Origin of the sequence: Rhizobium sp. RAF36, from assembly GCF_052114105.1 — a bacterium.
In the GTDB taxonomy this organism is placed as follows: Bacteria; Pseudomonadota; Alphaproteobacteria; order Rhizobiales; family Rhizobiaceae; genus Rhizobium.
Map to the genome: position 1 here is coordinate 82,636 of NZ_JBFREC010000010.1, position 20,665 is coordinate 103,300.

Here is a 20,665-nt window from a genome sequence, read left to right on the forward strand (position 1 = left end):
CCGTTCCTCATGCCCGCGGCGGCCCTGATGATGGCCGTGGCCGTCAGCGCCGCGCACGCGCAGTCTCCGCTTGGGATCGGAACCGCAGAGCCGAGCTTCCAGCCTATCGGCGGCCCGCTTGCACCTCTTCTTGCCTATGTGAACTATGAACAGCAGGCCTTCTACCGGGCGCTGACCGGCGCCCTGAAGGCGATGCGTCAGGACCCCTGGCAGTTGACGTCGCTGATCGGCCTGTCCTTTGCCTATGGCGTCTTTCACGCCGCCGGCCCCGGTCACGGCAAGGCGGTGATCTCGTCCTACATGATCGCCAATGAAGTCGAGCTTCGCCGCGGCGTCGTCATCTCCCTCATCTCGGCCTTCATCCAGGGCATCGTCGCCGTCGCGCTCGTCGGCGGAGCGTGGCTGGTGTTGCGCGGCAGCGGGATCACGCTGACGCAGGCAACGCATGCCATGGAGATCGCCAGCTTCGTCATGGTGATTGCCTTCGGCGGCTGGCTTCTCTTCCGCAAGCTACGCTCGATGATCTCAGGCATGCCGAAACGCGAAGTCGTGGCGACGCCGGAAGGGCCGGTCAGCATGATGCTCGACTGGAAAGATAACGAGACGGAAAAGAACGCCTATGCATTCGGCGAGGTCCAAGCCCGCAGCGCCGGCCACAATTTCATATCGGGCATGGCCTGTGAAACCTGTGGCCAGTCACATATGCCGGATCCGTCATTGCTTGGCTCCGATACGTTCAGTATTCGCGAAGCCTGGTCGGCGATGATCGCCGTCGGACTGCGTCCCTGCTCCGGCGCGTTGCTGGTCATGACTTTTTCGCTGCTGAACGGGCTTTATCTCGGCGGCGTGCTTTCCGTGCTCGCCATGTCCTTCGGCACGGCGATCACTGTCGCGATCCTCGCAACGCTTGCAGTGACAGCCAAGGGTGCTGCCGTTCGCATCGCCGGCCGGGGCTCCGTGACATCGGTCTGGATCGGCAATGCGATCGAGATTCTCGGCGCCATACTCGTCATCTGCTTCGGCGCCCTGCTTCTTGGCGCCTCCCTGCAGGGCTGACGCTCAGCGGCTCTTGTTTCGCTGATAGCGGGCGCGCAGCCAGAAGATCGCGAAGAAACCAAGCAGCAGGACCGCACCGACCGCAAAGGCGAGCGGCGGCGAATACTGGCCAATCCACAAAACGAGGGTCGGCAGGAAATAGATGACCAGCCCTGCAACCAGGAGAATGACGGCTGCGGCAACGGCCTGCGAACGGCTTTCCGGGCTCATGCCAGCCGTTCCTTTTCCAGGTCAGCGCGAATGTCCTGCAGCTTGCGCTTCTGGTCTCCATTTCCATCGAAATTATCAGGCGACAGCCATGCCTTGAAGGCATCGACGAGCAGCGGCCACTCGCTGTCGATCATCGAAAACCAGGCGGTATCACGGTTGCGGCGCTTCGAGATCATGTGCTGACGAAAGACGCCTTCGAAGGTGAAGCCATAGCGGGCCGCGGTTGTCTTGCTCGGCTCGTTGTTGTTGTCGCACTTCCATTCGTAGCGGCGATAGCCGAGGTCCTCGAACACATGCTTGGCCATCAGGTAATGCGCTTCGGTAGACAGTGGCGAACGTTTCATCCCGGCGCCATGAGCAACACCGCCGATTTCGACAACGCCATTCGCGGGATCGGCGCGCATGTAATTCGCCATCCCGACGATTTCGCCCGTCGCATTGTCACGGAAGATATGCGTCAGCCAGCCGCCCTTCTTGGCGTTGTCGAGCCACGTACCGAAATCCTCGATACCGCCGAAATCGTCCTGTGCGAAATAGAGAAGCAGCGGATTGATGCCCATGCCGCCAAGACCGTCCCACAGGGCCTGCAGATGCTGTTCGCCGACGAACGGCTCAACCGTCACATAGCGGCCCTTCAGCGTCACATAGCCGGGGGCGGAAACCTTGTAGGTGGAAAGATCGCGCATGGTCACTCCTCTAGTGGAAGAGTGGATAGGCCAGCCGCCCCGGAAAGGCAACCGGCCCCTTTGTCACTGTGACAGCGTAACCTTCGCGGAAGACACCGTTGCCTCGATATGATCGACCAGCGCATCGGCAAGACCGAGACGGCCTGCCAGCAGATCGAGATAGCCGCGCTCGGCACGGGAATCCGGCTCGATGGTCAGGCGCGAGGTGGTGTAGAGTTCCACCTTCTGCTCCTCGGTCCGAGCAGCGCCAACAAGCGCGTCGAGATCGGTTGGCGAGGCCAATTCCTTCTCGATGAAAGCTGCAGCTTCGCCGCTGACATCGGCGGCCTTCATCTTGCCCATGATCAGCGTACGTTCGCCATCGTCGATGTGGCCGTCGGCCTTGGCAGCGGCGATCATGGCGCGGATCAGCACCAGCACGAACTCATTGCTGGCAGCAGGCGACTGCGGGCCAAAACCGGAATCGACAGGCGGAGCAAGAACAAGCGGCGGCGATGAAGGAGTAGCCTCGGCAGGAGCGGCAGGCGTCTGCCCGGCCTGATAATTCTTGTAGGCCTGATAGCCGAGACCGGCGATAGCGGCCAGTCCGCCGATCGTCAGCGCATTGCCGGCAATGCTGCGGCCGGTCTTGGTGCCGAGAAGGGCTGTCGCCAGCGCTCCGGCCTTCCATGGATTGTCCTTGGCAAGCTGCACCGCGCCGCCCGCGCGATCGCGAACACTGCCGCCAACACCCGGGATCTGCGATCCCAAAAACTGATCAAGAAGCTTCTTTGCGTCGAACATTCCCCGTCGTCTCCCTGTTTTAAGGCTGGGATGAAGATAGGAAGTGCAACTGTAAATACAAATGCAGGCGCAAGGCGCCTGCATCAATAGCGATCACTTAAATGTCAGGCCTGCAGCGCTGCGGCTTCGGCGGCAAGCTTGGTGATGCCTGCCCAGTCGCCCGCGGCAACCAGCTCCTTCGGCGCAACCCAGGAGCCGCCGACGCAGACAACGTTCGGCAGCGACAGGTAATCATTGGCGTTCTTCAGCGAAATGCCGCCGGTCGGGCAAAACAGCATGCCGGCGAGCGGCGAGGACAGAGCCTTGAGATAGGCGGCGCCGCCTGCCTGTTCGGCGGGGAAGAACTTGAGGACCTGGTAGCCCTCTTCGCGAAGTGCCATCACTTCACTCACCGTTGCTGCGCCCGGCAGCAGCGGAACGGGAGACTGGGCCGCGGCATCGAGCAGTTCCTGCGTCGCGCCGGGGCTGACGATGAACTTCGAGCCTGCGGCAACGGCAGCTTCCCAATGGGCGGCATTAAGGATCGTCCCGGCACCAACTTCAGCGCCTTCCACTTCGTCGGCAACGGCGCGCACGGCTTCGAGCGCGACCGGGGTCCGCATGGTGATCTCGATGGCCTTCAGACCGCCGGCGACCAGCGCACGCGCCAGAGAAACGCCGGACTTCACGTCGTCGATGATGAGCACCGGAACGACCGGCTGAAGCTTGAGGATGGAAAGGAGCTTCTGTGTCTTTTCGCCCATGGCCAAGATCCTTTGAAACGATTGAAATTCGGGCTCCGAGATACGCCCAAGGGTACACTTTGTCGAGACCAAACCGATCTTTGGCATAAATGGGTTTGAACCATTATTTTTTTGCGCTAGCTTAGCCCCTCGTCACGAAAGGTCACTGGCAATGGCGAAGGAAATCGAGCGGAAGTTTCTGGTACGCACCGATGGATGGCGCGCCAAGGCCGTATCGAAGGCAATTCTCAAGCAGGCTTACGTCGCCTCGATGGACGACCGTTCCGTCCGGGTGCGTATCCTCGATGACAGCAGCGCCCGGCTGACAATGAAGATCGGCCGCAGCACCCTGACGCGCGACGAATTCGAATATGATATCCCCGTCCCCGATGCCGAGGAACTGATGGAAAACGCCATCGGTATCGTCATCGAGAAGACCCGCTACCGCGTGCCCCACGAAGGCTTCATCTGGGAAGTCGATGTCTTTGGCGGCCCCCATCGCGGCCTCGTGATTGCGGAAGTCGAACTGAAGGCGGAAACCGACAGCCCCTCCCTGCCCTCGTGGCTAGGCCGCGAGGTCACCGGCGATTTCCACTACTCGAACCAGGCGCTGGCGACCGAATACCAGTACGACCGCCATGCCCTTCCGCATTCGGCCTGACGCGGATTTTACCGAGAGCTTCAAGGATGCTGCGACCGGCGAACTGCTGGAAGCGATCCGCATGCTCGAACAGCGGCCGGATGGCACACACGAGGCGATTCATGCCTTCCGCAAGAACCTGAAAAAGGTGCGCTCGCTCTACAGGCTGGTGGCCCGCGAGATGGGCGCAATCCGGAAACGCGAGAATATCCGGCTAAGGGATGCCGCCAGGGCGCTCTCCACCATTCGCGATGCCGAAGCGCTGATCGAAACCGTCCGCTATCTGCAATCTCATGCGCGCGATGACGGCGAGCGCGCCTCACTCGAGCGGATAGCTGTCATCTTAGAAACCCGACGGAACTGGATGACAGAGGCCGAGGCGGGGATCGAGCCGAAGCTTCTGGAAACCAGCGGCATTCTGAAGGAGGCGATCGCAGCGCTGGATGGCCTTTCTTTCCCGGGCAAACGTGACAAGACTGCGAAAATGATTGCCAAGGGATGGGAGCGGACAGCGGTGAAAGCACGAGCCGCGCTTGACGCGTGCCATGGCGAGGCCTCCGACAGCGCCTTCCATGAACTGCGCAAGCGAACGCAGGATTACCGCGCCAATCATAAACTCCTGACCGTCCTCTGGCCTACTGCGATGAAAGCCAAGCGCGATGCGGCCAAGGCACTGGTGGATCGTCTGGGACACGTCCACGATCTGTCCGTGCTCAGCGATCTGGTAGAGGCCGAGCCGCAGCTCTTCACCCGCAATGACGATCTTGCGCGCCTGCTCGATGCGATCATCCATCGCCAGCAGGACGACCGCCGCGAGGCGTTGATCATGGCAGAGACCATCTTTGCCGACGATCCCGGTGAAGAGGCCAAGCGCATCCGGCTCCTCTGGCGCGCAGCGGCAAAGTGACTTGAGCGCGCCGGCCAACAGGCAATTGCACTGACGGGCCGAAAGCTGTATTTCCACCGCCCATGACCGACAGCATCAATAGCTCAAGCTCGTTCCTCGTGGCGGCGCTCTATCATTTCGTTTCCGTGCCGCGCTTCGAAAGCCTGCGTGAGCCGCTGCAGGCGCTCTGTGAGGCAAACGGCGTGAAGGGCACGCTGCTGCTTGCCCATGAGGGCATCAACGGCACGATCGGCGGACCGGATGAAGGCGTCAGGACGGTGCTGGCCTATCTGCGCGCCCAGCCGGAATTCGCGACACTGGAGCACAAGGAAAGCCGCGCATCAAAAATGCCGTTCCTGCGCATGAAGGTGAAGCTGAAAAAAGAGATCGTCACCATGGGCGTCGAAAACATCGACCCGAACAAGGTGGTTGGTACCTATGTCGCGGCAAAGGACTGGAACGAATTGATCTCCGATCCCGACACCATCGTTATCGACACCCGCAACGACTACGAGACGGCCATCGGCGTTTTCCGCGGCGCCGTCGATCCGCAGACCAAGACCTTCCGCGAGTTTCCAGATTGGGTGCGCAACAATCCCGGCCTGCACAACAAGCCGAAGATCGCCATGTACTGCACCGGCGGCATCCGCTGCGAAAAGGCGACCGCCTTCATGAAGGAACAGGGCTTCGACGAGGTTTATCACCTCAAGGGCGGCATCCTGAAATACCTTGAGGAAGTGCCGCAGGAAGAAAGCCTCTGGGAAGGCGCCTGCTTTGTCTTCGATGAGCGCGTGTCCGTGGAGCATGGCCTGAAGGAAGGTGAGCACAAGCTCTGCCACGCCTGCCGCAACCCGATCACCGCGGAAGAGATTACCTCACCACGCTATGAGGAAGGCGTTTCCTGCAGCCATTGCTACGGCACGCGCAGCGAGGAAGATCGCCTGCGCTACCGTCAGCGCCAGCATCAGATCGCGCTTGCCAGGAAGCGCGGTCAGAAGCATATCGGAACCTAGGCTGCACTCGTCCGGCGCGGCGGGCGGCGCTGCTCGCGCCGCTCTTCCAGCATTTCGGTGATCTTGTCGGCCGTCACCGGCCGGCTGAAGTGATAGCCTTGCAGGCTGTCGCAACCGAAGAGACGGACGGCGACCGCCTGGGCTTCCGTCTCGATGCCCTCGGCCGTCACCGGAATATTGAGCGATCGTGCAAGGGCGACAGTTGCCTGCAGCATCTCGCGCTGGCTCTCGCTCTCGGTAACGCCATCGACAAGCGAACGGTCGATCTTGATGCGATCGAAGCCGAACTGGCGCAGGTAACCGATCGACGAGAAACCAGAACCGAAATCGTCGAGCGCAATCTTCACGCCGAGCGTCTTCAGCCGTTCGATCGACTGGCGCGTCCGCTGCGGATTCTGGATCATGTAGCCTTCGGTGATCTCGAGCGTCACCCGGCGCGCTTCGATCTCCGTCTGCTTCAGAACGTAGCGCACATAATCGGTAAATGCCGGATTGCGGAACTGACCGGGTGAAACGTTGACCGAGATCCGCAGATCCGGCCACTGCTTGGCCGTCTCGCATGCCTTGCGCAAAACGAATAGGCCGAGCGCTTCGATCAGCCCACTGGTCTCAGCAACCGGAATGAAAACATCGGGCGAAATAGGACCGAAGCCGGGGCGGTTCCAGCGCACCAGCGCTTCCACCCCGTTCATCTCATAGGTCTCGGCATCGATCAGCGGCTGATAGGCAAGCGTCAGATCGCCGCTCTCGATCGCCGCGCGCAGATCGATCTCCAGCGCGTTGCGCTCTTCGCGGTCTGCATCCATCTCCGGATCATAAAGCATCATCCGGGCACGGCCGGCTTCCTTGGCCTTGTACATCGCGAGGTCGGCGCGGCGCACCAGCTCTTCGCGGTCAGCAACGCCTTCGGGCGACATCGCGATGCCGATGCTAGCGCCGATGACGACGACACGGCGGCCGATTTCCAGCGGCTCGGCGAGGAAGTCGAGAATCTGTTCCGAGAGCTGCAGAGCTTCGGCATTGCCGCCTTCGGAATGGAAGGCAATGGCAAACTCGTCGCCACCGATACGGGCGAGAACAGCATGCGGCGGGATCAGAACCTTCAACCCGGCCGCGACGGCACGGATCAGCTGATCGCCAGTGCCGTGGCCGTAGCTGTCGTTGACTTCCTTGAAGCCATCGAGATCGAGGTAGAGAATGAGGATGTTCTTCTTGTTCTGCTGGGCTTCCTCGACCATCGCGTCGATTGCGATCCCCAGCCCCTCGCGGTTCCAGAGACCACTCAGCCGGTCGCGAAGCGCCTCCTCGCGGGCGGTGATTTCTTCCGCCTTGAGACGCCGTCCGGCCATCCAGCCGATCACCAGAAGCACGGCGAAGAACAAGCCCACGAGGCCCACGGCTTTCACCACGGTCGGCCGCACCTGATCATAGCCGATGTCTCCCGGCGACCGCGACGTCCAGACGAGCTTGCCGAGCGTCACGCCCGCGGCGTCATCGATCCTGACGGAATATTTTGCGGCGTAGTCCGCGGGCACAAGCTTCATGCCATGAATCACATAGGTGTCGCCAAGACCGGTCACCTTGGCATCATCGAGATGCCGCGCGAAAATCAGGTAGCGGCGGCTGCCAGCTGGCTTGTCCAACGCGCCGGATTTCTCGCGTACCAGCGCGATGCCTGCAGCGGCGATGCCCGACTTCGTCCCGACAAAACCGACCGCCTCCGGATCAGTAAGATCTGCCGCTCGAACCTTGTCGAGCAGGGTCCAGAGCGATGGTGCGAAGAAGTCGTCGAGACGGCCCTCCATCGCCTTGCCATTACGAAAGGCCATCAGCGGTTTCTTGTTGTCATCAATGACGATGGCCATGTCGAACAGCGAACTGTTGACGGACATCTCGCCGTAATTGCTGATCGTCCATGCCATGCCGCCATCGGCATAGACATTGGCGGCGGCATCGTCCCATGCGGCATAATCGTTGAGGGTCGCGCCAAGCTGCTCTTCGAAGGTCTTCAGCGCTCCAGCGGTGGTCTCCCGCGAACGCTCGTCGTCGAGCACATTGGCATTGTCTGCGACGCGCGAAATTGCGGTCAGGATCATCACAGTGACGATCGCGACGATGACGGCGAAGGTCAGCAACACGCCCGTGACGGTCGTGTGCCGGCCTATCCCCAAGGCCTGATTTTTTTGCCCGAATAACTTAGGCATTTATTGCTCCCCGATGGCAGGGACTGTGCCAGTCAAGAGCTCAAGAAACTGTTAAAAATCACGGCAAAACGATTAATCAGCGAGTGTTTTACAGATAAATTTCGCTATCTATGCAAAAACCGCCCTCGGAGCATCGGAAGCGGCTGACTTTGCTGCATATTTTGTAGTCATGGCACGCCGCTTAACCGGGGCTTCGAAGCGGAAAACTGGCATCAGAAACCGATTTCCGACCCTCGTTCGGGAGACCAAAATCACCCCTGAAACCCAGGGGTGATTTCAGCGATTCTCGATAAACTCCAGAGTGGAACGAAAGCTCCACTTAGGCCGTCTTGTGATTGCCCTTCGGGAACTGGCCGGCGAGCTCGCGATACCACTTGCCGCTCTTCTTCACGGTGCGGACCTGGGTGTTGTAGTCGACATGAACGAGGCCGAAGCGCATCTTGTAGCCTTCCGCCCATTCGAAATTGTCCATCAGGCTCCAGGCGAAGTAGCCGCGCATCGGATAGCCATCCTTGATCAGGTTGGCGACGACATCGAGGTGGTCGCTGACATAGTCGAGGCGCATCGTGTCATCGACCTGGCCATTGACGACATCGGTATTGTCGCAGGCACCGTTCTCGGTGATGTAGCACTCCGGCAGTTCGTAGCGGCGGTAGAGATCCTCGACCAGATGCTTGAGACCGGGCGCATAGACTTCCCAGCCGATATCGGTCTTCACGTCGCTGGCCGGTGCCGCCTCGACGGTCCAGGGGAAGTCTCCCTTCTTCGAGGCATCGTTGTGGACGCGGTCGGGCTTGTAATAGTTGAGGCCCCACCAATCGAGCTTCTGGTTGATGATCTTCAGGTCGTCGTCTTCGATGACAGGCATCCGATCGCCGAGCGCCTCGACGAATTCCTTCGGATACTCGCCCTTGAAGACAGGATCGAAAAAGGCGCCGTTGTGAAACTGATGGGCTCGCTCGGCGGCGGCGAGATCGGCCGGGCTGTCGGAACCCGGAATGATCGACGAGGCGTTGAGCACCAGACCGACAGGAACATTCGGCGCCTCGGAGCGGATCGCTTCGACACCGAGACCATGGGCGAGATTCATGTAATGCATCGCATGGAGCGCTGCCTGCATGTTGCGTTCGCCCGGAGCATGGATGCCGTAGAGGTGGCTGAGCCAAACGATGCACCACGGCTCGTTGAAGGTCGCGACCGTGTCGAGACGATCGCCGAGGCGGGCCATGACGGTCTTGGCATAGCGCTGGAAGGCATAAGCGGTCGAGCGCGCCGTCCAGCCGCCGTCGCCGGCGAGCAGCAGCGGCAGATCCCAATGGTAAAGCGTCGCGAAGGTCTTGATGCCCCGCGCCTTGCAGCCGTCGACGAGGCGGTCGTAAAAATCGAGACCAGCCTCGTTCACCGGGCCGGTACCGTCAGGGATGATGCGCGGCCAGGCGATCGAGAAGCGGTATGCCGAAACGCCCATCTCCTTGATCAGGTCGAGGTCTTCGTAGAGGCGGTTATAGTGATCGCAGGCGACATCGCCGTTGTCCCGGTTATAGACGCGGCCGGGCATGTTGCAGAACGCATCCCAGATGGAGGGCTTGCGGCCATCGGCTTTGGAGGCGCCTTCGATCTGGAAGGCGGCTGTCGCCACGCCGAAGGTGAAGTCGCCCGGGAAGCGGGCTGCGAGAAGCTTCGGATCGATCATGATGTTTTCCGTCTTTAGTGCTGTTCAGGTCGGCCGGCGCGGCCATCGTTGGCGGCGGTTTAGCCAAGCCGGAATGTCTTGTACAGGCCTCGAATGTCAAAACTGTAACGTTGCAGATCAATTCCGGCTTCAGGACCGGCTTCCCGCTACGCTTCGTCCCGCCATCAGAGCATGGTTGCGCCCGACGGCATCAGAACCCGTCTCGTGATCCCGATATTGTCCAGAAACACTTCGTCATGGCTGACGACCAGAAGCGCGCCGTCATAGGCCGCGAGCCCGGCTTCGACGGCCGCAATCGAGTCGATGTCCAGATGGTTGGTCGGCTCGTCCAGGATGAGCAGCGGCGGAGGCTTCGGTCCGCCGAGCACGCAAGCGAGCCCGGCCCGCAACAGCTGCCCGCCGCTCAGCGTCGAGACCTGCTGCAGGGCAGCGTCGGCGCGGAACATGAACCGTGCCAGCGCCGCCCGGCAGGCATTCTCATCCGCGCCCGGATTAAGGGCACGGAAATTCTCCCGGACACTGAGACCGGGATCGAGCAGGCTGACGCTCTGATCGAAGAACGCATGCCCGGCAGGAACCGAGACCGTGCCCTCCCAAGGGGCGAGCACACCGGTGATCAGCGCCAGAAGCGTCGTCTTGCCGGAGCCGTTCGGACCGGAGATCGCCACACGCTCAGGCCCTGTCAGCGACAGCGACAGATTGCGGATGACAGGCCGCCCCGGCGCATATCCGGCCGTGACGCCTTCGAGCCTCAGCACCACACGCGACAGCGGCAAGCCGGTCGGTTCCAGCCTGACGGCGAAAGGCTGCAGGACTTCGATCTTGCCGCGCGCCGCCGAAGCCGCGCCAAGTGCGTGCTCCCGCCGTTTCTCGCCGAGCCGCACTCTCTCACCTCGGGTATTCTCGGCCTTGCGTTTCAGCCCGCCGGCGACAATGCGGGGCATGTCGCCACGCGCCGCCTTGATCCGCCCGCCGCGGTCGCTTCGCGCCTGCCGCTCGGCCGCCAGCTGGGCGCTGCGATTGACTTCGTCGATCCGCTTCTCGGCGTCGGCGAGATCATGTTCGGCAGCGGCAAGCTCAATCGCCTTGCGCTCCTGAAAAGCGCTCCAGCCCCCGCCATAGCGCCTGGCACCCAGCGCCGTCAGCTCGACGATCGCATCCATCGTCTCCAGCAGCTCGCGGTCATGGCTGACAACAAGCGCGCCGCCGCGCCAATCAAGCAGCAACGCGATCACCGCTTCCCGGCCCTCGCGGTCGAGATTGTTGGTCGGCTCGTCAAGGATGAGAAAATCGGGTTCGGCAAAAATCAGCGCCGCCAAACCCGCTCGGGTGCGTTGACCGCCGGAAAGCGACGAAAGCACTGTTTCTGGCAGAGCATCGAGGCCGACGCGTTCGAGGGCCGAAGCCATGCGGGACTCGAGCGTCCAGTCGGCATGGGCAAGCTCCTCGCCACTCGCCTCGCCACGCTCGGCGCGCGCGAGGATGGCAAGCGCCGAGCGGGTCTCGAAGAGATCGGCGATTGTTGCCCCGGCTTCGACCTGAACCGACTGGCGGAGAACGCCGAGGCGCCCGTCGAAGGCGATGTTGCCGGACAGCGGCTGCAGCTCGCCGGTCACCAACTTCAGCAGCGTCGTCTTGCCGGCGCCATTGCGCCCGACAAGTCCAGTGCGCTCGGTACCGAAGCTCAGATCGAGATTGGAAAGAAGCGGCCGCCCGTCAGGCGTGGACCACGAAAGATTGGAAAGAGTGATGGAGGCAGGCATGGATCGAGAACTCCCGGATGGCAAGGCGAGACGGCATTGCGATCTGGGTGAAATCCATGGTGGCACACATCCTGTTGGTATTGCGGGATGGCGGCAATCTAGGCGGGCAAACAGGTCAAATCAAGGCGCAAGCGGGCGGACGCAACCGGGCGCGCTCGCGGCACGATAACGCTGATGTCAGAAGTCGTGACTTGAGATCGCCGGTGTGCCGGGTGAGAGCGGAGTGGGAGATAACAACGAAAGGAACCCGATGCTCGCTTCCATCCACCTGCTGCAGCCGCATCTTCTCAGCCTGCTGCGCATCGTCTCGTCGCTCGTGCTTTTCAGCTACGGGACTCAGAAGATCCTGCATTTCCCCGTCGCGGCAAGCGTACCGCCTGTCGGCTCGATGTCCTGGATCGCCGGCATGCTGGAACTGGTTCTTGGTTTCCTGGTGCTGATCGGCTTCAAGACGCGAGCCGCCGCCTTCGTTCTCTCCGGCCTGATGGCCTTCGCCTATTTCATCGCCCATGCGCCGAAGAGCTTTTACCCGGCGCAGAACGGTGGCGTCGCCGCGATCCTGTTCTGCTTCGTCATGCTGTATTTCGTCGCCGCGGGCGCCGGCTCGTTCAGCATTGATGCGCTCTTGAAGCGCAAGCAGGCCGCTGTCGCAGCCTGAAGCAGATCGCAAGGCTGAAGCGGCTTTCCGCTTCAGCCTGATAGGGCTTACGGCTTGTCAGCCTGACCCTTGAGCTTGACGGCCATCGTAACTGTACCGCGCACCGTGATGAAACTGCCATTGCCGCGATTGAGATCGGCATTGTTGCTGAGATTGGTGATCTGGCAGCTCTCGCCCACCGTCTCCAGAACCAGCGAGCACTGCCGCCCGGCCATAGCATAGAAGGTCTTCTGCGCCAGTTCGATCTGTTCGGAAGGATTTTGCGTTGCATCGGCCGGAACCGACATCGTCGATTGAACATTGACGGTTCCGGGCACACGCTGCCCGCCAGGAATGAGCTGCTGCGCCGATGCCGGAACGGCTGCCAGCGCCAGAATGCACGTCATGATGCGGAAAGAGAATGTCATCGGGCCTCCCCATATGGTTGTGGCCTCCTTCTTTCACAATCCCCTTAAACGCGAATGAGCGCATTCCCTAAGATTGAAGGGAATGCGCTCATTTGAAACGAACTGGCCTCGGATCAGACCTTGACCCAGCCGCCGTTCTTCTTGGAAGAGGCAACGCAGGCTTCGACGAAGGCCACGCCCTTCACGCCGTCATCGACAGTCGGGTAGACCACAGCCTTGTCGACCGGCTTACCCTTCTTGGCAGCGTTGATGGCATGGGCCGCTTCCGTATAGATCGTCGCAAAGGCTTCGAGATAGCCTTCGGGATGACCGGATGGAACGCGCGAGACGCGGGCAGCCGCAGCGCCCGAACCGGCACCATTGCGGGTGATCAGCCGCTTCGGCTCGCCGAACGGCGTGAACCAAAGATAGTTCGGGTCGGCCTGAACCCACTCGATGCCACCCTTGGTGCCATAGACGCGAACCTTCAGACCGTTCTCATGGCCCGGCGCCACCTGGCTGCACCAGAGCATGCCCTTGGCCGGCTTTTCCTTGCCCTTCGCCTTGTAGCGCAGCATCACATGCGCATTGTCATCGAGACGGCGCCCCTCGACGAAGCTGTCGAGATCTGCAGCGAGGCTGTCGAGCTCCAGGCCGGAAACGAAGCAGCCGAGATTGTAGGCATGCGTGCCGATGTCGCCGGTCGAACCGCCGGCGCCGGATTGGGCCGGATCGGTGCGCCAGACCGCCTGCTTGGCGCCCTGCTGCTCGACGGCTTCCGTCAGCCAGTCCTGCGGATATTCGGCCTGCACGAGGCGGATGTCGCCGAGCTCGCCATTGGCGATCATCTCACGCGCCTGGCGGACCATCGGATAGCCGGTGTAATTATGCGTGAGGATGAAGAGCGCACCGCTCTCGTCGGCGATCTTCTTCAGCTTCTTGGCATCGGCAAGGTTCGATGTCAGCGGCTTGTCGCAGATGACGTGGATGCCGCGGCGAAGAAACTCCTTGGCGGCATCGTAATGCACATGGTTCGGCGTCACGATCGACACCGCCTCGATGCCGTTCTTCAGCTTCGCTTCGCGGATCGCCATCTCGCGATAGCTGGAATAGGTGCGCGACGGATCGAGACCGAGATCGCGGCCGGAGGCCTGCGCCTTTTCCGGCGTCGAGGACAGCGCCCCGGCGATCAGTTCATATTGGTCGTCCAGACGGGCCGCCATGCGGTGCACGGCGCCGATGAATGCGCCAGCCCCGCCGCCGACCATGCCGAGGCGAATGCGCGGTTCGCGCGTCTGTTCGTTTGATGCTTCAATTGCCATTGTATCCTCCTCGAAAGTATTTCCCCTTCTCCCCAGCGGGGAGAAGGTGGCCCGGAGGGTCGGATGAGGGGGCTACGCGCAGACGCCTTTCGCTTGTCGCTCAAGGCATTCGTCGCTTCGCTCCTCATCCCCCTCATCTGCCCTGGCGGGCATCTTCTCCCCGCTGGGGAGAAGGGACGTTGAACATTTAAATCCCCAGCATGCGCCGGTTGGCGGCCTGATCGGTACCGCCCGCGGCGAAGTCGTCGAACGCCTTCTCGGTGACGCGGATGATATGTGCCTTGACGAATTCGGCGCCTTCGCGGGCACCGTCTTCCGGATGCTTGAGCGCGCATTCCCATTCGACCACGGCCCAACCGTCGAAATTGTTGGCGGTCATCTTCGAGAAGACGGCGCCGAAATCGACCTGGCCATCACCCAGCGAACGGAAGCGGCCCGCACGCTCGACCCAGCCCTGATAGCCGCCATAGACGCCCTGCCGCCCGGTCGGGTTGAACTCGGCATCCTTGACGTGGAACATCTTGATCCGGTCTTGGTAGATGTCGATGTTCTCAAGGTAGTCCAGGCACTGCAGGACGTAGTGCGACGGGTCATAGAGCATGTTGGCGCGCGGATGGTTCGTCACGCGCTCCAGGAACATCTCGAAGGTAACGCCATCATGCAGGTCTTCGCCCGGATGGATTTCGTAGCAGACATCGACGCCGCATGAATCCGCATGATCGAGGATCGGCGTCCAGCGCTTGGCGAGCTCATCGAAAGCGGTCTCGACCAGACCGGCCGGGCGCTGCGGCCACGGATAGATGAACGGCCAGGCAAGCGCGCCAGAGAAGGTCGCATGCGCCTTGATGCCGAGATGCTTCGACGCCGTCAGCGCCATCTTCACCTGCTCGACAGCCCATGCCTGACGCGCCTTCGGATTGCCGCGCACTTCAGGCGCCGCAAAGCCATCGAAGGCTTCGTCATAGGCCGGGTGAACAGCAACGAGCTGGCCCTGCAGATGGGTCGAAAGCTCGGTGATCTCGACGCCGTTCTGGCGCGCCACACCAGCAAACTCGTCGCAGTAATCCTTGGAGGATGCGGCCTTCTTGAGGTCGATGAGCTGGCTTGCCCAGGTCGGAACCTGAACGCCCTTGTAGCCTGTGTCGGCCGCCCATTTGGTGATCGCATCCCATGAGTTGAAAGGCGCTGTATCGCCTGCGAACTGGCCGAGGAACAGGCCTGGCCCCTTGATCGTCTTCATGTCAGAAATCCTCCCTGATTAGCGACCGTAAACGTTTATGATAATCTGTCACACGCATTCTGGCGGGAGCAAGGCGCCTCCACGCACTTGCGTGCAAATGTGGCTGGATAGCCGGAAGTCAAATGGTGAGCGAACTAAACACGCCTCACCGGCAGCCGCAAGAGGTACGTGCCGCAAATTCGTCCGCATGCGAAATCGGGACATGAAAAATGCGCCCATCCTTGCGAATGGGCGCATCTGAAGCGAATGATCAGAACGGAGAATCCGGGAAGTAGAAGTCCTTGGCATTGTCCTTGGTGACGAGCGTCGCATCAAGAACGAAGGTGCCGCGCACCGGAACCTGATCGTAAAGACCAGCAGCCGTCAGTTCCATGGCCGTACCGACCATTGCCGGCGGATAGAGAACGTCGACCGGGATCATCTTGTCGCCGTCCATGACCTTCTTGATCATGTCCTTGGAGCCTGCACCGGCGACGACATACTTGATGTCGGTGCGCTTGGCCTGCTCGATAGCCTGGAGAACGCCGACAGCCATGTCGTCGTCCTGGCACCATACGACGTCGATCTTCTGGTACTTGGTCAGGTAGTCCTGCATAACCTTGAAGGCATCGTCGCGGTTCCAGTTGCCGTACTGGCGGTCGAGAACCTTGACGTTGGAGCCTGCAATGCCCTTATCGAAGCCGTCCTGGCGCTGCTGATCGATCGGGATCGGCAGACCGCGGATAACGACGACCTGTGCGTCCGGCGTCTGAGCGGCAATGTACTTGCCGGCGACTTCGCCGAGCGCCGGGTTGTTACCGGCAACATAGAGGTCGCGGACGGAATCGTCGTTGGTCGAAGGAGCACGGTCGACGAGAGCGACATACTTGCCCTTGCCCTTGACTTCCTTGATGGCGTTGACCAGCGGATCCGGATCCGACGGCAGGATGACGAGGGCATCGATGCCCTGCGTATCAAGGTCCTGCACGGCGTTTGCCTGGCTGGCAGCGTCCGGCGAAGTCTTGACGATGACGTTCAGGCCAGGATGCTCTTCCATCAGCTTCTTGGCGACGCGTTCGGCATGGAACACCACACCAGAGGTCCAGCCGTGGTCGGCGGCCGGAATGGACACGCCGATGGTGAACTTTTTGTCCTGTGCGTATGCGGAACCCGCCACTGCGACGGCCGCAACCGCAAGACCCAACATGAGTTTGCGCATGCTATTCTCCTCCCAACATAACTTCAGGGACTTTCCTACCCGTAAACCGGACGCCCTGTGAGCCCGGCCAATGCTTTTGCGGTCCGTTATCCCTTCCGGACCAGCGAGCGCTGCACCAGCATGGCGATGATGATGATCGCACCTTGGATCGCACCGATGAGATATTCGCTGATGAAGTTCGACAGCAGCATGATGTTGCCGACGAGCTCGAGGATGAAGGCGCCGCAAATCGTGCCCCAGACACGCCCCGCCCCACCCTTGAGCGCCGTGCCGCCGACGACGACAGCCGTGATTGCCTGCAGCTCCCAGAGGATGCCGGTGGTGGCCGAGGTCGAACCGAGACGTGGCACGTAAAGAAGAACGGCGATCGCCACGCAGAGCCCCTGGATGACGAAGGCAATGGTGCGCACCTTGTTGACCGCAATGCCCGAGTAGCGGGCGACATCGCTGTTCGAACCGACGGCGACGACATGGCGGCCATAGCGCGTGCGGTAAAGAATGAAGGCGGCAACGGCAGTGACCGCCAGAATGACGACGATCGGAACCGGCACGCCGAGGAAGCTGCCGAAATAAGCCGGACGGTAGAGCGTCTGGATTTCAGGCGAACGTAGCGTGATGGCGCCGCCCTGCGACAGCCACGTCGTCAGGCCGCGATAGATGCCCATCGTGCCGAGCGTCGCGATGAACGGCTCGATCTTGCCCATTGTGGTGATCAGACCGTTTGCCAAGCCACACAGCGCGCCCGCAACGACAGCGAACACGACAGCGACGACAAGCATCATCGTCGGATCGGCAATGACGCCAGAGTTGAGCAGAAGGATCATCAAGCTGGCTACGAAGGCCACCATCGAGCCGACGGACAGATCGAGGTCACCAGCGGAAATGACGAAGGTGGCACCGACAGCGATGATGGCGATGAACGCACAGCGCGTCGCGACGTTGGCAAGATTGGTGATGCCGATGAAATTCGGATTGACCAGGGCGCCGACGATCAAAAGCAGGAACAGCGCGGCGAACGGTGCCACGGCGCGCAGATCGACGTCCCGCCAGGAGCGGCGCCGGATCTCTCTGGTCTCCTCGTTGATGCTCATTGTCAAAACCAACCTCCCGACCCAAACCCTGTGGGCATCTTATCGTTGAAACGCGTGCCGAAGCGGCGCCTGCCGAATTGTCAGGCGGCCTTCCTCTTCAGGCCCGCGGCATAGCGCATGATTTCCTGTTCGGAGATTTCGTCGCCCTCCAGCACACCGACGATACGCCCCTCGCGCATCACACAGACCCGGGTGCAGAGACCGATAACCTCCGGCATTTCCGACGACACGACGATGATCGACCGGCCATCGCGGGCGAGCGCCGAAATGAAATGATAAATCTGCTGCTTGGTGCCGACATCGATGCCGCGCGTCGGCTCGTCGATGATGATGATGTCGGGCTCGGTCTCCATCACCTTGGCGAGCAGCAGCTTCTGCTGGTTGCCACCCGACATGCGGCCGGCAACGATATTGGCGTCGCGCACGCGGATATCGAAGCGGCGCTTTGCCTTGGCCAGCGCCGCAGCCTCGCTATTGGGACTGAGATAACCGTGAGCCACATGCTGTCCAAGCGACTGCAGCGTCAGGTTCGTCACCATGTTGGAGCGCAGCAGCAGACCCTTCGACTTGCGGTCCTTGGTCATATAGGCGAGACCGGCGCGATTGGCGGCATGCACGTCGCCAGACGCAACCTCTTGCCCCTTGATCACGACATCGCCGGAAACGCGCGAACGCAGTCCGGCGATCGCCTCCATTAACTCGGTCCGCCCGGAGCCGATCAGGCCTGAGAAGCCGATGACTTCACCCTTGCGGACCTCGAAGCTGGCATCCTGCACATAGCCGGTCGAAACGCCGCTGACGCTCAGCACCACTTCTTCATCGACATTGGGCTCGACCTTGGCCGGGTAGAGACTGGAAAGCTCACGGCCGACCATCAGCTGCGCAATGGATTCCCCATCGAGAATGGAGGTCGGCGCCGTCTTGACCCACTGCCCGTCACGCAGAACCGTCACCCGGTCGGTCAATTCCATGACTTCATCGAGCTTGTGCGAGACGAATACGAAGCTTGTCCCCTTGTCTCGCAGCTTGCGGACCTGCTCGAAGAGAATGTTGGTTTCTTCGCGCGACAGAACCGCAGTCGGCTCGTCCATGAACACCACGCGCGCATCGCGGCTGATCGCCTTGGCGATCTCGACCATTTGCTTGTCGGCGATTGACAGCGCGCTGATCAGCGCATCTTCATCGACATGCGAGCCGAGCATATCGAGCACGCGGCGCGTTTCCTTGCGCATGTAGCGCCGGTCAAGCACACCGAAATGCGTCACTTCACGGCCGAGAAACAGGCTTTCGGTGACCGTCAGATGGTCGGCAAGATTGAATTCCTGGTGGATGATGACAATGCCGAGCGCTTCGGCGCCGCCATTGGGCGGCAGAACGATCGGCTGACCGTCGAGAAGGATCTCGCCTGATGTCGGCTGCTCGAAACCGGAAAGGACCTTGACGAGGGTGGACTTGCCCGCACCGTTCTCGCCCATCAGCGCATGGACTTCGCCGGCGCGCAGATCGAAATTGACGCTGAAGAGAACCTGTACCCCATTGAAGGATTTGCAAATTCGCTTCGCGGACAGCACCAAAGGCGCAGCCTCTGCAGGCTCCACAACCATCATTTCCTCCCTGCGGCTCCCCACCGCTTGAGAATGATGTAAACCTTTACATATGGGATGTAAAGGTTTACATCATTGATTTACACAGATCTGTGACTGGCTGCCTTTGACCTGTCGGCAAGTCTGTGTAGTGTCGCGGCGAAGACAGCCTATGGCGAGCCCCCAGTGTCGAATTCCACGCCCGCAACGATCGAAGACGTCGCCCGGATTGCCGAGGTTTCCATCGCGACCGTATCGCGCGCGATCCATATGCCTGAGAAGGTTGCGAACTCGACGCGCCTGAAGGTCAACCAGGCAATCGCCATCACCGGCTACACGACGAATGCGATGGCGCGCAGCCTGCGCCTCGGCCGGTCGAACATGATTCTGGTGGTGGCGCCCGATATTGGCGACCCGAATTTCTCCAACATTCTCGTCGGCCTTGAAAACGAGGCGCGTGCCCATGGCTACGGGGTGCTGATCGGCCATACGCAGAACGACGCCCAGCGCGGCCTCGAATATCTGAAGTTCTTCAATTCGAACCAGGCGGCAGGTCTCATCCTGTTCACCGGCATCCTGCCCTTCGGTCACCAGACGATGACCGCCCGGCTGCCGCCGAGCGTCGGCGTCTTCGAACCTGTCTTCAATGGCGGCATTCCCTATGTCGGCGTCGATGACACAGAAGGTGCGCGCAAGGCCGTCGATCTCCTGCTGGCCGAGGGCCACCGCAAGATCGCCTTCATCGGCGATTCCCGCACCCGCCTCGCTTACACCCGCCGACGCGAGGGCTATGAAGTAGGGTTGGACGCTGCAGGCGTGCCGAAGGAAACGCGCATCGTTCTCGAAGGCGACGGCACGATCGAAAGCGGCCGGCATGCCGTCGAACAGCTTTTCATGCGCGACACGCTGCCGACGGCCTTCATGTGCGTCAACGACCAGACAGCGATCGGCGTGATGATCGGCCTCAATGCGCGCGGCTACGATATCCCGCGCGACTTCTCGGTCACCGGTTTCGACGACGTGCCACAGGCCGTGTTCATGAGCCCGTCGCTGACCACCATCCGCCAGCCGCGAACGGCAATCGGCAAGCAGGCGATGGCGCTGCTGCTCGAACTCCTCGGCGACGGCCAGCCCTCCGAGACGGAAATCCTGCTGCGCCCGGATCTCGTCGTGCGCAACTCCGTCTCATCGCCGCCGAAGAACTGGCAGAGACGATAATCGCGCAGAATTGCCGCCATAGTCCGGAAATCGGGAAAGTCGCGGGAACAATTGCGAGGTTCAACCGTTTGTTGACCCGGACGCTGGCTGCATCAGTCGATATTGTGGTTTGCACCCAGCGGCTGGCGTCCAATCAAAATGCGAAAGCCGGTCAGGCATTCGTTGTCCTCAATGCCGGGCGCTCGTTCCGGCTCACTTCCATTGAATAGCAATCTGTCGAGGCCGAAGATCTTTTTTGGACTCTCTGATGTTTCCGCTAGAAAATTCCGCCACTCGCCTACATTCAAGAATTGAAACAGCCACATAGGACCTG

The 20,665-nt window shown here is 61.1% G+C and carries 19 protein-coding genes; 6 read left to right on the top strand and 13 right to left on the bottom strand.

The genetic code is table 11. The annotated features are described in order from the left end of the window. The first annotated feature begins 9 nt into the window (after window positions 1–9). Window positions 10–1,056, top strand: a complete 1,047-nt coding sequence (locus tag AB4Z25_RS25825; RefSeq protein ID WP_442210060.1) for a nickel/cobalt transporter — start codon at window positions 10–12, stop codon at window positions 1,054–1,056. Window positions 1,057–1,059: 3 nt separating this feature from the next. Here the strand turns inward: AB4Z25_RS25825 and AB4Z25_RS25830 are convergent, their stop codons facing one another. From AB4Z25_RS25830 to AB4Z25_RS25845, 4 genes are all read right to left on the bottom strand, one after another. Continuing rightward, a complete protein-coding gene (locus AB4Z25_RS25830; RefSeq protein WP_112538070.1) occupies window positions 1,060–1,266 on the bottom strand; it encodes a hypothetical protein in 207 nt (68 codons plus the stop codon). Continuing rightward, window positions 1,263–1,952, bottom strand: a complete 690-nt coding sequence (locus AB4Z25_RS25835; protein WP_112538071.1) for a GNAT family N-acetyltransferase — start codon at window positions 1,950–1,952, stop codon at window positions 1,263–1,265. The genes AB4Z25_RS25830 and AB4Z25_RS25835 overlap by 4 nt, the downstream gene beginning before the upstream one ends. Window positions 1,953–2,015: 63 nt before the next feature. After that, entirely contained in the window at window positions 2,016–2,735 is a 720-nt protein-coding gene (locus AB4Z25_RS25840) for a tellurite resistance TerB family protein (RefSeq protein ID WP_112538072.1), read from the bottom strand. Window positions 2,736–2,839: 104 nt separating this feature from the next. Further along, the gene (locus tag AB4Z25_RS25845; protein ID WP_112385606.1) at window positions 2,840–3,478 is read right to left on the bottom strand and encodes a 2-dehydro-3-deoxy-phosphogluconate aldolase; all 639 of its coding nucleotides are present in this window, start codon (window positions 3,476–3,478) and stop codon (window positions 2,840–2,842) included. A 151-nt stretch (window positions 3,479–3,629) separates the two neighbouring features. Here AB4Z25_RS25845 and AB4Z25_RS25850 point away from each other — a divergent pair, with 151 nt between their 5' ends. The 3 genes from AB4Z25_RS25850 (at window position 3,630) to trhO (ending at window position 5,996) form a co-directional block, all read left to right on the top strand. Further along, window positions 3,630–4,118, top strand: a complete 489-nt coding sequence (locus tag AB4Z25_RS25850; protein ID WP_112385607.1) for a CYTH domain-containing protein — start codon at window positions 3,630–3,632, stop codon at window positions 4,116–4,118. Further along, on the top strand, window positions 4,096–5,004 hold the full coding sequence (locus AB4Z25_RS25855) for a CHAD domain-containing protein (protein ID WP_112538073.1): 909 nt from the start codon (window positions 4,096–4,098) through the stop codon (window positions 5,002–5,004). Before AB4Z25_RS25850 ends, AB4Z25_RS25855 begins: the two co-directional genes overlap by 23 nt. A 62-nt stretch (window positions 5,005–5,066) precedes the next feature. Next, window positions 5,067–5,996 carry an oxygen-dependent tRNA uridine(34) hydroxylase TrhO gene (trhO, locus tag AB4Z25_RS25860; RefSeq protein WP_112538074.1) on the top strand — a complete coding sequence of 310 codons (930 nt, stop codon included), beginning with the start codon at window positions 5,067–5,069 and terminating at the stop codon, window positions 5,994–5,996. Here trhO and AB4Z25_RS25865 read toward each other — a convergent pair. From AB4Z25_RS25865 to AB4Z25_RS25875, 3 genes are all read right to left on the bottom strand, one after another. Next, the gene (locus AB4Z25_RS25865; RefSeq protein WP_112538075.1) at window positions 5,993–8,200 is read right to left on the bottom strand and encodes an EAL domain-containing protein; all 2,208 of its coding nucleotides are present in this window, start codon (window positions 8,198–8,200) and stop codon (window positions 5,993–5,995) included. The two genes, trhO and AB4Z25_RS25865, sit on opposite strands and share 4 nt — an antisense overlap. A gap of 319 nt (window positions 8,201–8,519) precedes the next feature. Continuing rightward, a complete protein-coding gene (locus AB4Z25_RS25870) occupies window positions 8,520–9,893 on the bottom strand; it encodes a GH1 family beta-glucosidase (protein ID WP_112538076.1) in 1,374 nt (457 codons plus the stop codon). A gap of 164 nt (window positions 9,894–10,057) precedes the next feature. Then, entirely contained in the window at window positions 10,058–11,656 is a 1,599-nt protein-coding gene (locus tag AB4Z25_RS25875; protein ID WP_112538077.1) for an ABC-F family ATP-binding cassette domain-containing protein, read from the bottom strand. 250 nt (window positions 11,657–11,906) lie between these two features. Between AB4Z25_RS25875 and AB4Z25_RS25880 the strand changes: the two genes are divergently transcribed. After that, complete coding sequence (locus tag AB4Z25_RS25880; protein WP_112538078.1) at window positions 11,907–12,314, top strand: DoxX family protein; 408 nt, start codon at window positions 11,907–11,909, stop codon at window positions 12,312–12,314. Window positions 12,315–12,361: 47 nt separating this feature from the next. On the opposite strand, the gene AB4Z25_RS25885 is transcribed toward AB4Z25_RS25880, so the two are convergent. The 6 genes from AB4Z25_RS25885 to AB4Z25_RS25910 form a co-directional block, all read right to left on the bottom strand. Continuing rightward, the gene (locus tag AB4Z25_RS25885; protein WP_112538079.1) at window positions 12,362–12,721 is read right to left on the bottom strand and encodes a hypothetical protein; all 360 of its coding nucleotides are present in this window, start codon (window positions 12,719–12,721) and stop codon (window positions 12,362–12,364) included. A 113-nt stretch (window positions 12,722–12,834) separates the two neighbouring features. Next, window positions 12,835–14,022: a Gfo/Idh/MocA family protein gene (locus tag AB4Z25_RS25890; RefSeq protein WP_112385614.1), complete on the bottom strand. Its 1,188-nt coding sequence runs from the start codon at window positions 14,020–14,022 to the stop codon at window positions 12,835–12,837. Between the two features lie 187 nt (window positions 14,023–14,209). Beyond that, complete coding sequence (locus AB4Z25_RS25895; RefSeq protein WP_112538080.1) at window positions 14,210–15,262, bottom strand: sugar phosphate isomerase/epimerase family protein; 1,053 nt, start codon at window positions 15,260–15,262, stop codon at window positions 14,210–14,212. Between the two features lie 250 nt (window positions 15,263–15,512). Next, entirely contained in the window at window positions 15,513–16,460 is a 948-nt protein-coding gene (locus AB4Z25_RS25900) for a substrate-binding domain-containing protein (protein WP_112385616.1), read from the bottom strand. Between the two features lie 86 nt (window positions 16,461–16,546). Further along, window positions 16,547–17,551, bottom strand: a complete 1,005-nt coding sequence (locus tag AB4Z25_RS25905) for an ABC transporter permease (protein ID WP_112385617.1) — start codon at window positions 17,549–17,551, stop codon at window positions 16,547–16,549. Between the two features lie 80 nt (window positions 17,552–17,631). Next, the gene (locus tag AB4Z25_RS25910; protein ID WP_112537056.1) at window positions 17,632–19,155 is read right to left on the bottom strand and encodes a sugar ABC transporter ATP-binding protein; all 1,524 of its coding nucleotides are present in this window, start codon (window positions 19,153–19,155) and stop codon (window positions 17,632–17,634) included. A gap of 165 nt (window positions 19,156–19,320) precedes the next feature. Between AB4Z25_RS25910 and AB4Z25_RS25915 the strand changes: the two genes are divergently transcribed. Next, a complete protein-coding gene (locus tag AB4Z25_RS25915) occupies window positions 19,321–20,352 on the top strand; it encodes a LacI family DNA-binding transcriptional regulator (protein WP_112537057.1) in 1,032 nt (343 codons plus the stop codon). Window positions 20,353–20,665: the final 313 nt, after the last annotated feature.

Coding starts and splice junctions, on each gene's coding strand:
- AB4Z25_RS25825 (WP_442210060.1), top strand. CDS start 10: ATGCCCGCGGCGGCCCTGATGATGGCCGTGGCCGTCAGCGCCGCGCAC.
- AB4Z25_RS25830 (WP_112538070.1), bottom strand. CDS start 1,266: ATGAGCCCGGAAAGCCGTTCGCAGGCCGTTGCCGCAGCCGTCATTCTC.
- AB4Z25_RS25835 (WP_112538071.1), bottom strand. CDS start 1,952: ATGCGCGATCTTTCCACCTACAAGGTTTCCGCCCCCGGCTATGTGACG.
- AB4Z25_RS25840 (WP_112538072.1), bottom strand. CDS start 2,735: ATGTTCGACGCAAAGAAGCTTCTTGATCAGTTTTTGGGATCGCAGATC.
- AB4Z25_RS25845 (WP_112385606.1), bottom strand. CDS start 3,478: ATGGGCGAAAAGACACAGAAGCTCCTTTCCATCCTCAAGCTTCAGCCG.
- AB4Z25_RS25850 (WP_112385607.1), top strand. CDS start 3,630: ATGGCGAAGGAAATCGAGCGGAAGTTTCTGGTACGCACCGATGGATGG.
- AB4Z25_RS25855 (WP_112538073.1), top strand. CDS start 4,096: ATGCCCTTCCGCATTCGGCCTGACGCGGATTTTACCGAGAGCTTCAAG.
- trhO (WP_112538074.1), top strand. CDS start 5,067: ATGACCGACAGCATCAATAGCTCAAGCTCGTTCCTCGTGGCGGCGCTC.
- AB4Z25_RS25865 (WP_112538075.1), bottom strand. CDS start 8,200: ATGCCTAAGTTATTCGGGCAAAAAAATCAGGCCTTGGGGATAGGCCGG.
- AB4Z25_RS25870 (WP_112538076.1), bottom strand. CDS start 9,893: ATGATCGATCCGAAGCTTCTCGCAGCCCGCTTCCCGGGCGACTTCACC.
- AB4Z25_RS25875 (WP_112538077.1), bottom strand. CDS start 11,656: ATGCCTGCCTCCATCACTCTTTCCAATCTTTCGTGGTCCACGCCTGAC.
- AB4Z25_RS25880 (WP_112538078.1), top strand. CDS start 11,907: ATGCTCGCTTCCATCCACCTGCTGCAGCCGCATCTTCTCAGCCTGCTG.
- AB4Z25_RS25885 (WP_112538079.1), bottom strand. CDS start 12,721: ATGACATTCTCTTTCCGCATCATGACGTGCATTCTGGCGCTGGCAGCC.
- AB4Z25_RS25890 (WP_112385614.1), bottom strand. CDS start 14,022: ATGGCAATTGAAGCATCAAACGAACAGACGCGCGAACCGCGCATTCGC.
- AB4Z25_RS25895 (WP_112538080.1), bottom strand. CDS start 15,262: ATGAAGACGATCAAGGGGCCAGGCCTGTTCCTCGGCCAGTTCGCAGGC.
- AB4Z25_RS25900 (WP_112385616.1), bottom strand. CDS start 16,460: ATGCGCAAACTCATGTTGGGTCTTGCGGTTGCGGCCGTCGCAGTGGCG.
- AB4Z25_RS25905 (WP_112385617.1), bottom strand. CDS start 17,551: ATGAGCATCAACGAGGAGACCAGAGAGATCCGGCGCCGCTCCTGGCGG.
- AB4Z25_RS25910 (WP_112537056.1), bottom strand. CDS start 19,155: ATGGTTGTGGAGCCTGCAGAGGCTGCGCCTTTGGTGCTGTCCGCGAAG.